The sequence below is a fragment of the Onishia taeanensis genome (genome assembly GCF_013349955.1).
GTDB classification, from domain to species: Bacteria; Pseudomonadota; Gammaproteobacteria; order Pseudomonadales; family Halomonadaceae; genus Onishia; species Onishia taeanensis_B.
The window spans coordinates 566,978-580,507 of record NZ_JABVXC010000001.1 but is presented as its reverse complement, the minus strand read 5'-3'; the positions used below and the strand labels follow the sequence as shown (position 1 = coordinate 580,507).

General features: G+C 65.0%; 10 protein-coding genes. 8 read left to right on the top strand and 2 right to left on the bottom strand.

The features are described 5' to 3' along the window. Nucleotides 1-86: 86 nt before the first annotated feature. The 6 genes from xerD to HUS66_RS02575 all read left to right on the top strand — a co-directional run bounded on the left by xerD (nt 87) and on the right by HUS66_RS02575 (nt 7,316). Nucleotides 87-983, top strand: a complete 897-nt coding sequence (xerD, locus tag HUS66_RS02600; RefSeq protein ID WP_175069390.1) for a site-specific tyrosine recombinase XerD — start codon at nt 87-89, stop codon at nt 981-983. A 2-nt stretch (nt 984-985) separates the two neighbouring features. Next, nucleotides 986-1,717: a DsbC family protein gene (locus HUS66_RS02595; RefSeq protein WP_175069389.1), complete on the top strand. Its 732-nt coding sequence runs from the start codon at nt 986-988 to the stop codon at nt 1,715-1,717. A 101-nt stretch (nt 1,718-1,818) separates the two neighbouring features. Beyond that, nucleotides 1,819-3,135 (top strand): homoserine dehydrogenase, encoded by a 1,317-nt coding sequence (locus HUS66_RS02590; protein WP_175069388.1) that lies wholly within the window; start codon nt 1,819-1,821, stop codon nt 3,133-3,135. Between the two features lie 86 nt (nt 3,136-3,221). Further along, nucleotides 3,222-4,610, top strand: coding sequence for a threonine synthase (gene thrC / locus HUS66_RS02585; RefSeq protein WP_175069387.1), 1,389 nt, complete (start codon nt 3,222-3,224; stop codon nt 4,608-4,610). A gap of 97 nt (nt 4,611-4,707) precedes the next feature. Continuing rightward, nucleotides 4,708-6,519: a single-stranded-DNA-specific exonuclease RecJ gene (gene recJ / locus HUS66_RS02580; RefSeq protein WP_175069386.1), complete on the top strand. Its 1,812-nt coding sequence runs from the start codon at nt 4,708-4,710 to the stop codon at nt 6,517-6,519. Between the two features lie 236 nt (nt 6,520-6,755). After that, complete coding sequence (locus tag HUS66_RS02575) at nt 6,756-7,316, top strand: YitT family protein (protein WP_254628665.1); 561 nt, start codon at nt 6,756-6,758, stop codon at nt 7,314-7,316. Between the two features lie 140 nt (nt 7,317-7,456). On the opposite strand, the gene HUS66_RS02570 is transcribed toward HUS66_RS02575, so the two are convergent. After that, nucleotides 7,457-10,132 (bottom strand): heavy metal translocating P-type ATPase, encoded by a 2,676-nt coding sequence (locus tag HUS66_RS02570; RefSeq protein WP_175069384.1) that lies wholly within the window; start codon nt 10,130-10,132, stop codon nt 7,457-7,459. Next, nucleotides 10,129-10,578: a MerR family transcriptional regulator gene (locus HUS66_RS02565; protein ID WP_175069383.1), complete on the bottom strand. Its 450-nt coding sequence runs from the start codon at nt 10,576-10,578 to the stop codon at nt 10,129-10,131. The genes HUS66_RS02570 and HUS66_RS02565 overlap by 4 nt, the downstream gene beginning before the upstream one ends. A gap of 294 nt (nt 10,579-10,872) precedes the next feature. Between HUS66_RS02565 and HUS66_RS02560 the strand changes: the two genes are divergently transcribed. Together HUS66_RS02560 and prfB are read left to right on the top strand one after the other, a co-directional pair. Next, nucleotides 10,873-12,216, top strand: a complete 1,344-nt coding sequence (locus HUS66_RS02560) for an OmpP1/FadL family transporter (RefSeq protein WP_175069382.1) — start codon at nt 10,873-10,875, stop codon at nt 12,214-12,216. Between the two features lie 176 nt (nt 12,217-12,392). Further along, a protein-coding gene (gene prfB / locus HUS66_RS02555) for a peptide chain release factor 2 (RefSeq protein ID WP_139172528.1) occupies nt 12,393-13,491 on the top strand; the annotation gives its coding sequence in 2 pieces (ribosomal slippage) (nt 12,393-12,467 and nt 12,469-13,491; 1,098 coding nt in all). Nucleotides 13,492-13,530: the final 39 nt, after the last annotated feature.

Below are 13,530 nucleotides of genomic sequence, written 5' to 3'. Positions count from 1 at the left end.
GAGATGCTTCCTGTCGAAACCCCGTCACCGCTTGCGCGGGGCGGGGTTTCGTCGTGTCTGGGCGGGGCAATAGCATGGGGCGCTGAATGAGCGATCACACCGGGACCTTGCAGGAGCGCTTCCTCGATGCTCTGTGGCTGGAGCAGGGTGCCAGCGACAATACCCTGGCCGCCTATCGCCATGATCTGGCCGCCTGGGCCGAGCGACTGACCGAGCGCAGTGAATCGCTGCTTGAGCCCGATCCCCAGGCTTTGCCCGACTGGTTCGATGCGCGCCGTGACGGCGGCTATCAGCTGCGCTCCAACGCTCGATTGCTGTCGAGCCTGCGCCGTTTTTACCGCTGGGCGCTGGTCGAGGGCCTGATCGATACCGACCCGCTGACCGAGGTGCGCCTGCCGCCGGTCCGGCCAAGTCTGCCTCGTACCCTCGACGAGGACGAGGTCGAACGGCTGCTCGAGGCGCCGGATACCGACACCGCCCTCGGCCTGCGCGATCGCGCCATGCTCGAAGTGCTTTATGCCGGTGGCCTGAGGGTGTCGGAGCTGGTGGGCCTGACCACCGACGCGGTCAACCTGCGCCAGGGCGTGGTGCGGGTGCTGGGGAAGGGCGACAAGGAGCGGCTGGTGCCGCTCGGCGAAGAGGCCATCGCCTGGCTCGAGCGCTACCTGCGCGCCGGACGGGGTGCGCTGATGCGCGATATCACCAGGCCCCCCTTGTTCCCCGGTCGCAGCGATGGCTTCATGACTCGCCAGACCTTCTGGCATCGCGTCAGGGTGCATGCGCGCACCGCCAGTATCGGCAAGCCGCTGTCGCCACATACCCTGCGGCATGCTTTCGCCACGCATTTATTGAATCATGGGGCCAACTTGCGTGTCGTACAGCTGTTGCTGGGTCATAGCGACCTGTCGACGACCCAGATCTATACCCATGTGGCCCAGGCTCGCCTGGAAACGCTGCATGCTGACCATCATCCTCGAGGTTGACCATGAATCGACTGCTGCTTACCGCCACCGGCCTGCTGGCCGGCCTTTTCACCGCCCAGGCCATGGCGGCGCCCCCCCAGGCTTTGACCGACAGCCTCACCGTCAATGGTGAGTCGATGCCTGTCGAGCAGGTGCTGGACACGCCCGTCGAGGGCCTTTGGGAGGTGCATCTGGCCAACGGTGAGACTTTCTATAGCGATGCCACCGGCGAGCACTTCATCGTCGGTGATATCTACCAGAATGGCGCCGATGGCCTGGTGAACCTGAGCGAGCAATCCCGCAACACCCAGCGTGCCGCGCGTATCGCCGAGGTGCCCGACAGTGAACAGGTGATCTTCCGCAGTGACGAAGCGCCGCAGGCGACGATCTACGTCTTTACCGATACCACCTGCCCCTACTGCCAGCGCCTGCACGAGGAAGTGCCGGCCCTCAACGAGATGGGCATCGCCGTGCATTATCTGGCCTTCCCCCGCGCCGGCGCCGGTTCAGAGGGCGCCCGCTTGCTGAGCCAGGTGTGGTGCGCATCGAACCCGGCCGAAGCCATGAGTGCAGCCAAACGTGGCGAAGCCTTGGATATCGCCCCGGACTGCGACAATCTGGTCGAGTCACAGTATCATCTGGGGATGGAGCTCGGCGTGCAGGGCACACCGGCCATCGTGATGCCTGACGGGCGCCTGGTGCCGGGTTACGTGCCGGCCGAGCGGCTGGCGGAAATGCTGGACCTGAATGGCTGAAAACTGAATTTCTGAGCGGTCTGGCAGCCGCATTCGCGGTCGTTGTGACGCCGCGACGTCGACAATGCGAACAATCGAGTATCTGCAAAGGGAGCAAAACGTTGAAATCGGTCAGAGTGGGAATCTGTGGTCTGGGCACCGTGGGTGGCGGTACGTTCAATGTGCTGATGCGCAACGCCGATGAGATCGCGCGTCGGGCCGGTCGCCCGATCGTGATTGAGCAGGTGGCGATGCGTCGCGAAAATCCTGACTGCGATACCACCGGCGTCAAGACCACCAGCGATGTATTCGAGGTGGCCCGTAATCCCGATGTCGACGTACTGGTCGAGCTGATCGGCGGTTACGAAGTGGCCCGTGAGCTGGTGCTGACCGCCATCGACAACGGCAAGCACGTGGTCACCGCCAACAAGGCGCTGATCGCGGTGCACGGCAACGAGATCTTCCAGGCCGCCCATGAGAAGGGCGTCATCGTGGCCTTCGAGGCGGCGGTGGCCGGCGGCATTCCGGTGATCAAGTCGCTGCGTGAGGGGCTTGGTGCCAATCGCATCGAATGGTTGGCCGGCATCATCAACGGCACCGGCAACTACATTCTCACCCACATGCGTGACGAGGGCCGCGCCTTCGAAGACGTGCTGGCCGAGGCTCAGGCGCTGGGGTATGCCGAAGCCGACCCGACCTTCGATGTCGAGGGCATCGACGCCGCACACAAGCTGACCATCCTGGCCTCCATTGCCTACGGCGTGCCACTGCAGTTCGACAAGGCCTACACCGAAGGCATCTCGCGGATCACCTTCGACGACGTCGAGCAGGCCGACAACCTCGGCTACGTGATCAAGCACCTGGGCATTTCCAAGCGCACCGAAGCCGGCTTCGAGCTGCGCGTGCATCCGGCGCTGGTGCCCAAGGAGTGTTTGCTGGCCAATGTGAACGGGGTCAAGAACGCCATCGAGGTGATGGGCGATGCCGTTGGGCCTACCATCTACTACGGTGCGGGCGCCGGTGCTGAACCGACCGCTTCGGCGGTGGTCGCTGACCTGCTCGATGTGGCACGCGACATCAGCACCGAGCACCGCTACCGTGTGCCCTATCTGGCCTTCAGCGGCATCGGCGAGAGCGACAACGACCTGCCGATCCTGCCCATGGAAGAGATCACCACCGCCTACTATCTGCGCCTGCTGGCGGTCGATCGTCCCGGCGTGCTGGCACGGGTGGCGACGATTCTTTCCGAGCAGGGCATCTCCATCGAGGCAATCATCCAGAAGGAAGCCATTGAAGGCGAGCTGGTGCCGATCATCCTGCTGACGCATCGCACTCGCGAGAAGCACATGAACGAGGTGATCCGTCAGCTCGAGTCGCTGGCCGATATCGCCGGTTCGGTGACCCGTATCCGCGTCGAGACCCTCGACGAGCAGGAATAATTTCGGCTTCGAGTGACGAGCCGCGAGCTTCGAGCAACGACAGCTCCGAGCCCGCGGCTCGAAGCTTGCCACTCACGGAGTGAAGCATGCGCTATATCAGTACCCGCGGGCAGGCGCCCGCGCTGTCCTTCGAAGAGGTCGTGCTGACCGGCATGGCAAGCGACGGTGGCCTCTACGTGCCGGAGACCGTCCCTCAGCTGTCCAAGGAAGAGCTCGCCGACATGGCCGGCTGCTCCTATGCCGAGATTGCCTTTCGGGTAATGAAGCCGTTCGTCAACGGCGAGATCGACGACGATACCTTCCGCGGTCTGGTCAAGGACGCCTACGCGACCTTCAGCCACGACGCCGTGGTGCCGCTGAATCAGCTCGACGCCAATCACTTTCTGCTCGAGCTGTTCCATGGCCCGACGCTCGCCTTCAAGGACGTCGCCTTGCAGCTGCTGGGCCGGCTGCTCGATCACTTCCTGAAGAAGCGCGGCGAGCGCGCGGTGATCATGGGCGCCACCTCCGGCGACACCGGCTCGGCGGCCATCGAAGGCTGTCGTCACTGCGATAACCTGGATATCTTCATCCTTCACCCGCACAATCGGGTCTCCGAGGTGCAGCGTCGCCAGATGACCACGGTGCTCGCCGACAACGTCTTCAACATCGCCATCGAAGGCAACTTCGACGATGCCCAGGCGATGGTCAAGGCGAGCTTCGCCAATCAGGATTTCCTGAACGGCACCCGCCTGGTGGCGGTGAATTCGATCAATTGGGCGCGCATCATGGCCCAGATCGTCTACTACGTGGCCTCGGCCGTGGCCCTCGGCGCCCCGCAGCGGGAGGTCAGCTTCTGCGTACCCTCGGCGAACTTCGGCAACCTCTTCGCTGGCTACATGGCGAGTCAGATGGGCCTGCCGGTCAAGCAGTTCATCATCGCTACCAACGCCAACGACATCCTGCACCGCACGCTCGCCGACAACGACTTCTCCAAGCGCGATCTCGAAGCGACCCTGGCGCCGTCGATGGATATCGTGGTGTCGTCGAACTTCGAGCGCCTGCTGTTCGATGCTTACGAGCGTGACGGCAATGCCGTGGCCGAGCTTCTCGAGCGCTTCCAGCAGGAGCCAACGGCGCTTGCCGAAGCGCCGCTTGAGAAGCTGCGCGAGAAGTTTGCGAGCTACAGCGTCGATGATGCGACCATCCTCGAGGTGATCCGCGAGGCGCACCATCGCACTCACGAGATTCTCGATCCGCATACCGCCACCGGCTATCGGGCGGCCGAGCGGGCGCGGGCCGATGCCGCGACACCGATGGTCACGCTCGCGACCGCCCACCCGGCGAAGTTCGCCGATGCGGTGGTCAAGGCCGGCTTCCCGGGTGTGCCGCTGCCGCCGCACATGGACGATCTGCTCGAGCGCGAGGAACGCTATGCGGTGCTGCCCGCCGAGCTCGAAGCGGTGCAGCGCTTCGTCGCCGACCAGCGTCGCTGAGCCATACCTGGTTTAGCCCAGCGCTGCCAAGCCGTCATGACGCCCGGTTCGCCGGGCGTTTTTCGTCCCTACATCCTGCCTTTCTTGAGGAGCCGCCGTGGAACCCGCCTCGCTTTCAACCGTCCTTGCCGCTTCGCTCACCCCGCGCATCGAGCCGCGCCAGCGTGACGAGGCGCTCTATGCCCGCGCCCAGGCCGAGGGCCTAACCGAGCTGCAGGCGCGGGTGCTGGCTGGGCGGCTCCCTGGCTACCGGGGCGACATTGCCCCCCTGGTGACGCCCAGCCTTCGCCATCTGACCCATCCCGAGCGGCTCAAGGATGCCCGCCGCGCTGCCGAGCGCATCGCCCAGGCGGTGGTCGAGGGCGAGCATATCGGCATTCTTACCGACTATGACGTCGACGGTATCACCTCACATGTGGTGATCCGGCGCACGCTCAACGAGCTGTTCGGGGTGCCGGAGTCGCGCCTGCACAGCCTGATCGGCCACCGCATCAACGATGGCTACGGCATCAGCCTGCCGCTGGTCGAGCGCACCCTGCGCCTGTCGCCGGGCCCGAGGCTTGTGATCACCGCCGACTGCGGCAGCTCCGACGAGCCGCGCATCGCCAGGCTCAAGGAGGCGGGGCTCGAGGTGGTGGTGACCGACCACCATGCGCTGCCCGAGGAGGGGCCGCCGGCCTCGGCCTATGCCACCGTAAACCCGACCCGGGACGACTGCGATTACCCGGACCCGACCATTGCCGGCTGCATGGTGGCCTGGCTGACCATGTCACTGGCCCGGCAGGTGCTGATCGACTGGGGCGCACTGTCGTCCTCGACCCCCAAGCTCTCGCCCTGGCTCTCCTACGTGGCGCTGGGCACCGTCGCCGACTGTGTGTCGCTGGGCGGCAGCGTCGCCAACCGCGCCGTGGTCAATCATGGCCTGACGCTGATCAACCGCATGGAGGCCGCCTGCTGGCGGACCATGGCCGCTCGGCTGGGCCCGGATAGCGTGCCCTTCGACGCCGAGACCCTGGCCTTTCAGATGGGGCCGCGCATCAATGCCCGTTCGCGCCTCGATGACCCCTATGCGGCGTTGCACTTCATGCTGGCCGCCGACGATGGCACGGCGGCGCGTCACCTCGAGGTGCTGGATCAGGACAATCAGTCCCGCAAGGCCATCGAGGCCGAGATGGCCGAGGAGGCCAAGGTGTTGGCTAGCGCTCAGCTTGCCGATGGTGTGCCGGCGCTGGTGGTGTTCCTGGAGACCGGCCACGCCGGGGTGCAGGGCATCGTCGCGTCACGGCTGGTTCAGGCCTTCGGCCGCCCGGCGCTGGTGCTGACCCCGGCGGCGACCGCCGGCATGCTGACCGGTTCCGGGCGCTCCATCGAGGGCCTGCACCTGCGTGACGCCCTGCAGCGCGCCCACGACCTGGCCCCGGAAGCGTTGCCGCGCTTCGGCGGCCACCGTGGAGCCGCCGGTATCGGCCTGCCCAGGGAGCGACTCGACGACTTCCGCCGGGCGATCTGGCAGGCGGTGGGCGAGCAGTTGGGCGAGCGTGAACTCTATCCCTGCGTCTACACCGACGGTGCCTTGTCCCCGGAACAGCTGTCGCTTGCGACGCTTGATGAGCTGGCGGCCCTCGCGCCCTTCGGCCGCGAGTTCGAGGCGCCGCTGTTCGAGGGCGACTTCCTCGTCGAGGCGCTGCGCCCGGTGGGCGCTGACGGTAGCCACCTGATGCTGGAGCTCGGCCATGGCCGCACCACGGTGCGGGCGATCTGGTTCCGCGCCCTGACGCCGGGCGAGGTGCCGGCCTTCGGGCTCGGCGACCGGCTGCGCTGCGCCTTCAAGCTCAACCGCAACCGCTGGAAGGGCCGCGAGTCGCTGCAATTGATGGTCGAGCACGCCGAGCCGCTGAGCCAGGCCTGATTCGACCCTGTTCCAGTTGGATGACCTGGCCGAGGAGGCCGCCAATGAGCGATAAGCGTAGCGAATCTCAACGCCCGAAGGACGACGAAAAGATTGCGGCCGCGCCGCAAGACGACGCCGCGCAGGCAAGCCACGATGCGGGGGAGAGCGCTGAGAATGTGCGCCCCGAGCTGGAAGACGTCGAGGCTGAGGACCTGCCCCAGGACCCTCATCGGCCCCACGAAGACGTCCTGGCTATGCTGCTTGGCACCCTGCTGGTGGCGCTCGGAGTGACCTTCTACTCCCAGGCCATGCTGCTCGCCGGCAGTACCGCCGGCCTGGCGCTGCTCGCTCAGTACGTCACCGGGCTCGGCTTCGGCGGCATGTTCTTTGTGATCAACCTTCCCTTCTACTATCTGGCGATCAAGCGCATGGGCTGGTCCTTCACCCTGCGCACCTTCATCGCCACGGCGCTGCTGTCGCTCTTTGCTTTTCTGACGCCTGGCTGGGTCGATATCGCGTCGCTGAACCCCGTCTATGCGGCAGTGATCGGTGGCAGCCTGCTGGGGATCGGTCTGCTGGTGCTGATTCGTCACCGCACCAGCCTCGGCGGTATCAATATCCTCGCGCTCTATCTGCAGGAGCGCTTCGGCTGGCGTGCGGGCCTTGTGCAGCTCGGCGTGGATATGCTGATCCTGGGCCTGTCCTTCCTGGTGCTCGAGCCCAACGGCATCGCGCTGTCGGTGCTGGGGGCGGTCATCATGAACCTGATCATCGCCCTCAACCACAAGCCCGGGCGCTATATCGGAGTGAGCTGAGCGGGCGCCTGGGATCGGTTAAGCATTCGACCTAAGTGCTTGACCTAAGTACTTGGTCTAAGTACTTGATTAGGCACCGAGCCAGAACCACCAGACGATGGCGCCGATCAGGGCGATGCCACCAAGATTCACGAGTAGCGTCATGAGCGCACCTCCTGGGATTGGGTGTCGGGGCCTGAGGTTGCTTGCGAAGCCGCTGCTGCCTCTGCGGACGGCCGGAAGCGGCGCAGGCGGTTGGCGTTGGCGACCACCGTGACCGAAGACAGCGACATCGCCGCCGCGGCAATCATCGGCGATAGCAGCCAGCCGGTCGCGGGATAGAGCACGCCCGCGGCGATCGGAATGCACAGGCTGTTGTAGCCAAAGGCTCCCCACAGGTTCTGCTTGATGTTGGCAAGGGTCGCGCGGCTGATCTCGATGGCATCGGCCACGCCGGCAAGCGAGCTTCGCATCAGGGTGATACCGGCGCTTTCGATGGCCACGTCGGTGCCTTGAGCGATCGCGAAACCGACGCTGGCCTGTGCCAGTGCCGGGGCGTCGTTGATGCCATCGCCGACCATCCCGACTACTTCGCCGGCGTCCTGGCGGCGCTTTATCTCGGCATGCTTGTCCTCGGGCAGGAGTCCGGCGCGCACCTCGTCAATACCCACCTCGCGGCCGATGGCCTCGGCGGTATGGGCATTATCACCGGTCAGCATCACTACCTTGAGCCCATCCGCCTGCAGGCGGGCAACGGCCGCCCGGCTGTCCTCGCGCAGCGGGTCGCTGATACCGAATACCGCGATGAGTCGACCATCGACAGCCAGTTGCACGACGGTGCGGGCCTGGTCTTCGAGCTGCTCGACCCTCGCCTGGCCAGGTGCCAGGTCGATGCCTTCATCCTCGAGTAGCCGGGCATTGCCGAGCAGCAGGGCCTGGCCCTGCTCGCTGGTGGCCTTGAGCCCGCCGCCGGTGACGCTGGTGAAGTCCTTGACCGCCTGTGGGCGCACGCCGGCCTCGTCAGCGTGGGCCAGTAACGCGGCGGCCATCGGATGCTCGGATCCCTGCTCGAGGCCCGCGACCAAACTCAGCGCCTGAGACTCACTGCGCTGGAGCTCGTCGTTCTCGGACTCATTGCCCCGGGCATCGAGGCCCGTGTCAGAAAAAAAGTGGGCGTCGGTGACGCGGGGCTTGCCCTCTGTGAGGGTGCCGGTCTTGTCGACCACCAGGGTGGTCAGACGGCTGGCCAGCTGCAGCGCCTCGCCGTTTCTGATCAGGACGCCGTGCTCGGCGGCCTTGCCGACCCCGATCATGGTCGAGAGCGGCGTGGCGAGCCCCAGGGCGCAGGGGCAGGCGATGATCAGCACGGCAGTGGCGGTGATCAGCATATGCAGCACCCGGGGCTCGGGGCCCAGGTTGAACCAGGCCAGGGCCGTGGCGACGGCGATGATCATCACCGTGGGCACGAAGACGCCGGCGACCCGGTCGGCCAGGGCGCCGATCGGCGGGCGCGAGCCCTGAGCGCGGGCCACCTGATCGGTGATGCGGCCGAGGCGGGTGTCGGCGCCGACCCGGGTGGCGCGATAGATCAGGCTGCCGCGACCGTTGACGGTGCCGGCGCTGACCTCATCACCCACCGACTTGGCGACTTCCTGTGGCTCGCCGGTGAGCATGGATTCATCGACGTGGCTCTCGCCGTCCTCGACCTCGCCGTCCACCGGCAGGCGTTCGCCGGGGCGCACGCGAAGGCGGTCGCCTTCGCGCACGGCATCGATGTCGATGTCGACTTCCTCGCCATCGCGGATCACCCGAGCCGTGCTGGACTGCAGGTCGAGCAGTCGGCCCAGGGCCTCGCTGGTGCGGCCTCGGGCCCGGAGTTCCAGGGCGTTGCCGGCCAGGATCAGGCCGACAATCATGATCGAGGCCTCGAAGTAGAGGTTGTGGGCCGCCTCGGGCAGCCAGGGGGCGAAGGCAACCACCGTCATCGAATACAGCCAGGCGGTGCCGGTGCCCATGGCCACCAGGGTGTCCATGTTGGCTTCATGGTGGCGCAGCGCCTTGGCGGCACTGACGAAGAAGTGCCGCCCGGGCCCTGCCAGCACACCCAGCGTCGCGAGCCCGATCAGTGCCCAGACACCCCGCTCGGCGCCGCTAAGGACCGGGTGATGGAAGAACATGGCGACCATCAGTGGTGCCGCCAGGGCCAACGCCACCAGGCTGCCGCGCCGGCGCTGCCGGTACGCCTGTTGATCGTTTTCGACGCGCCGTGCCTCGGCCTGGCGCAGGTCCTCGATGGGTGAGGCGCCGTAGCCCGCGCTCTCCACGGCCTCGACAAGGGACTGGGCGCTGGCGCTGCCACGCACCTGGGCGGTGTGGCTGGCGAAGTTGACCTCGGCGCCAATGACTCCCGGGGTGCGCTCGAGCGCCTGCTGCACGCTCTTCACGCAGCTGGCGCAGGTCATGCCGGATAGCGATAGGCGCACGCTGCCGGATTTGCCGGATGCAGGCTGATCACTTGCTGCGGACGCCTCCGGCCCTGGCGCTTGCTGTGTCTCTGGCGTGGTATCTGCCGGCGGCGCTGCGGTTTTGGTGTCATCCGACTGACGGGCCGTGCCCGGAGATTCATCGGCGGGGTAACCGGCTTCCTCGAGCAGCGCATCCACTCGATTGCCATCGAGGCGAGTCGTGACCTCGAGGCGCTTTTCGCTGGGTTCGCCGCTGACCTCGGCGTCCGGGTCCTCGGCCTGGATGGCCTGGCGCATGGTCGAGACGCAGCCCTGGCAGTTCATGCCGGGGATCTGGCGTGCCGTTGTTGTCGGCTGGTTGCGCTGGGTCATGCCTCCTCCTTGGCGGTGGCGAGTCCCGCCTTGTCGGTGGATGGGGCGGGCAGGCTTTCGATCAGCCGACATAGGCTGTGGCCGTCCGGGGTGCCATCGGGCATGTCGGCCCAGGCATCCAGCGCTTCTTCCATGCGGGCGGCCAGGGCCTCGAGTTCACGAATGCGCTCACGAATTTCCGGCAAGCGCTGGGCCAGCAGGTCGCGCACCAGTGGGCAGGGCGAGTCGCCGTGGTCGGCGTGGGCCAGGATGTCGCGGACTTCCTTGATGCTGAATCCCAGGGTGCGAGCACGCTGAATGAAGGCCAGCCGCTCGAGATCCTGTGCATCGAAGCAGTGGTAGCCGTTGTTAGGGTCCCGGGTCGGGGCCAGCAAGCCCTCACGGGTGTAGTGCCGTACCGTTTCGGCGGTCACGCCGGCGGCCTTGGCCAGATCGCTGACTTTCATGTACCTCTCCTGGCACTGACGAGCGGTTAACGAGTTCAGTGTAAAACCTTTGGGTTACACAAAGGTCAAGCGAGGTGCGAGGCAGTCGCCAGGGCGACGGGGCAGGTTTTATAAGCCTATGAAAGTTCAAAGAGAATGCGTTTATTGATGCTAAAGTATTAGCAAATATGGGATTAAAACGATCGTTTGTCCTTGATCCCGGCGGCACTTTACGCCACAAGTAAGGCATCAGCTCGCCTGATGTGGGTGAGGAACACCAGCCACGCCAGCCTTTCCTGAACAGGACGTCATACGATGCATTACAAGACCAACAAGCTCGCCATCGCCGTTGCCATCGCCTCTGCCAGTCTGGTTGCCAGCCAGGCTTTCGCCGCCGGCTTCCAGGTGCGTGAACAGAGTGCCAAGACCTTGGGCAACGCCCTGTCGAACGCCGCTGCTGGGGCCGAAGATGTCAGCTTCATGGCCTATAACCCGGCCGCCCTTGGCAATATCGACGGCAACGAAGTCTCCATTGGGGTTGCCGCCATCAATGCCGACTTCGAGCTACAGGATGCCGCGGCCAGCCCTGCTAATGCGCCATCCGTCAGCTATGACCAGGGCGGCTCCCGCCAGGGCGGCGAGAACGCCGTGGTGCCAAGTTTCGCCATCAAGACCCGGGCCAGCGAGCGCATCGACCTGGGCCTGGCGGTCTTCGCGCCCTATGGGCTTTCTACCAAGTACGACGACGACTGGATCGGCCGCTATCACGCCATCGAGACCGAGCTTACCACCATCGATATCCAGCCCACGGTCAACTTTCGCGTTACCGATCGCTGGTCGGTGGCGGCGGGCCTGATCGCCGAATATGGCGATGCCACCATTTCCAACGCGGTGGACTTTGGTTCGCGAGCGGCCGCACAGGGTAGCCCGGTAGCGACGCCTGGTGGAAATGATGTGATTGGTACCGTCGAGGGCGATGACTGGGGCTATGGCTTTACCCTGGGCACGCTTTTCCAGGTTACCGACAAGACCCGATTGGGACTCAGCTATCGGTCTGAAGTCGATCTCGACCTGGATGGGCAACTCAAGGTGCGCGGCACTGACCCCGTTTCCAATGCAGCTGTGGCGGGTGGTCAGGTGACCGGTTCTGATGGCAGTGCTTCCATCTCAACGCCGGCCAATGCCAATATCGGTATCTATCACCAGCTGACCCCGCGGTTGGCGCTAATGGCCAACGCCAGCTGGACAGACTGGAGCTCTTTCGAGGAGCTTAAGGTCACCTATGAAGACGGCCGTGATCCGAGCACGACGACAGAAAACTGGGAAGACGCCTGGGCCTACTCGGTGGGCGCCAACTATGCACTGACCGACAAGTGGCTGCTGCGTACCGGTGTCGGCTATGACGAAACGCCGGTGCCGAGCGCCGAATACCGCACCCCACGAGTGCCGGATGCCGATCGTACCTGGGCAGCGCTGGGTGCCACCTATCAGGCCACCGAGAACTTCGGCGTTACCGCAGGCTATATGCGTGTCTTCGGGGACGGTGGCGATATCGACCAGGACGGCAGCAAAGCCGAAAATGCGCAGAAAGGTAGCCTGTCCGGCGAGTATGATGTATCGGCGGACGTGTTCGCCCTGTCGATGGACTACCGCTTCTGATCGAGTGCCTTACGACCCGCGACTAGCGACCCCGGCCATCGGCCGGGGTCGCTGCGTTTGCCCCCGCGTTGGGATGGCCGGGTGCCGCGGGGTTCGCTATAATGGAGCGCTTTTTCGCCCGGTGCGCATTGACGTCCCGGGATCTTTACTTGTTAGAGAACTCAGGCAGCGTATCCATGCTAGAGACCAACCCGATTCATACTCAGATCAAGGACCTGTCCGAACGGACAGACGTCCTGAGGGGGTATCTTTGACTATGCCGAGAAGAAAGATCGGCTAGAGGAAGTGACCCGCGAGCTCGAGGACCCCAACGTCTGGAGCGATCCGGACTATGCCCAGAAGCTTGGCAAGGAGCGGGCCTCGCTGGAAGCCGTCGTCCAAACCATCGAAACACTCGAGCAGGGCCTGGCCGATAACGGCGACCTGTTGGAGCTCGCTGAGATGGAAGAAGACCAGGATACCGTCGATGAGGTCAGCCGTGAGTTGGCCGGCCTGCAGGAGAGCCTCGCCAAGCTCGAATTCCGTCGCATGTTTTCCGGCGAGATGGACGAGAACAACGCCTATCTCGATATCCAGGCCGGCTCCGGCGGCACCGAGGCCCAGGACTGGGGTAACATCCTGCTGCGCATGTATCTGCGCTGGGCCGAACATCACGGCTTCAAGGCCGATATCATCGAGGTCTCGGCGGGTGATGTAGCGGGCATCAAGTCGGCGACGATCCACGTCCAGGGCGACCACGCCTTCGGCTGGCTGCGCACCGAAACCGGCGTGCACCGCCTGGTACGCAAGAGTCCGTTCGACTCCGGCGGCCGTCGCCATACCTCCTTCGCCTCGGTGTTCGTATCACCGGAGATCGATGACAGCTTCGAGGTCGATATCAATCCCTCGGACCTGCGCACCGACACCTATCGCTCCAGTGGCGCCGGCGGTCAGCACGTCAACACCACCGACTCGGCGGTGCGTATCACCCACGAGCCGACCGGTATCGTGGTGGCCTGCCAAAACCAGCGCAGCCAGCACGCCAACCGTGACCAGGCCATGAAGATGCTCAAGGCCCGGCTCTACGAGCGTGAGATGCAGGAGCGCAATGCCGCCAAGCAGCAGGCCGAGGAAGCCAAGGCCGATATCGGCTGGGGCAGCCAGATCCGTTCCTACGTACTGGACGACCAGCGGATCAAGGACCTGCGCACCGGCGTGCAGTCCAGCAACTGCGAGAAGGTCCTCGACGGGGATCTGGATCAGTTCATCGAAGCCAGTCTCAAGCAGGGGCTGTGATCGACAGGGGCAGCACCACGCTGCCCATTCGTCACCCCC

Bases quoted from the DNA above. Each gene is read 5' to 3' on its own strand.
- xerD (WP_175069390.1), top strand. From the start codon at position 87: ATGAGCGATCACACCGGGACCTTGCAGGAGCGCTTCCTCGATGCTCTG.
- HUS66_RS02595 (WP_175069389.1), top strand. From the start codon at position 986: ATGAATCGACTGCTGCTTACCGCCACCGGCCTGCTGGCCGGCCTTTTC.
- thrC (WP_175069387.1), top strand. From the start codon at position 3,222: ATGCGCTATATCAGTACCCGCGGGCAGGCGCCCGCGCTGTCCTTCGAA.
- HUS66_RS02575 (WP_254628665.1), top strand. From the start codon at position 6,756: ATGCTGCTTGGCACCCTGCTGGTGGCGCTCGGAGTGACCTTCTACTCC.
- HUS66_RS02570 (WP_175069384.1), bottom strand. From the start codon at position 10,132: ATGACCCAGCGCAACCAGCCGACAACAACGGCACGCCAGATCCCCGGC.
- HUS66_RS02565 (WP_175069383.1), bottom strand. From the start codon at position 10,578: ATGAAAGTCAGCGATCTGGCCAAGGCCGCCGGCGTGACCGCCGAAACG.
- HUS66_RS02560 (WP_175069382.1), top strand. From the start codon at position 10,873: ATGCATTACAAGACCAACAAGCTCGCCATCGCCGTTGCCATCGCCTCT.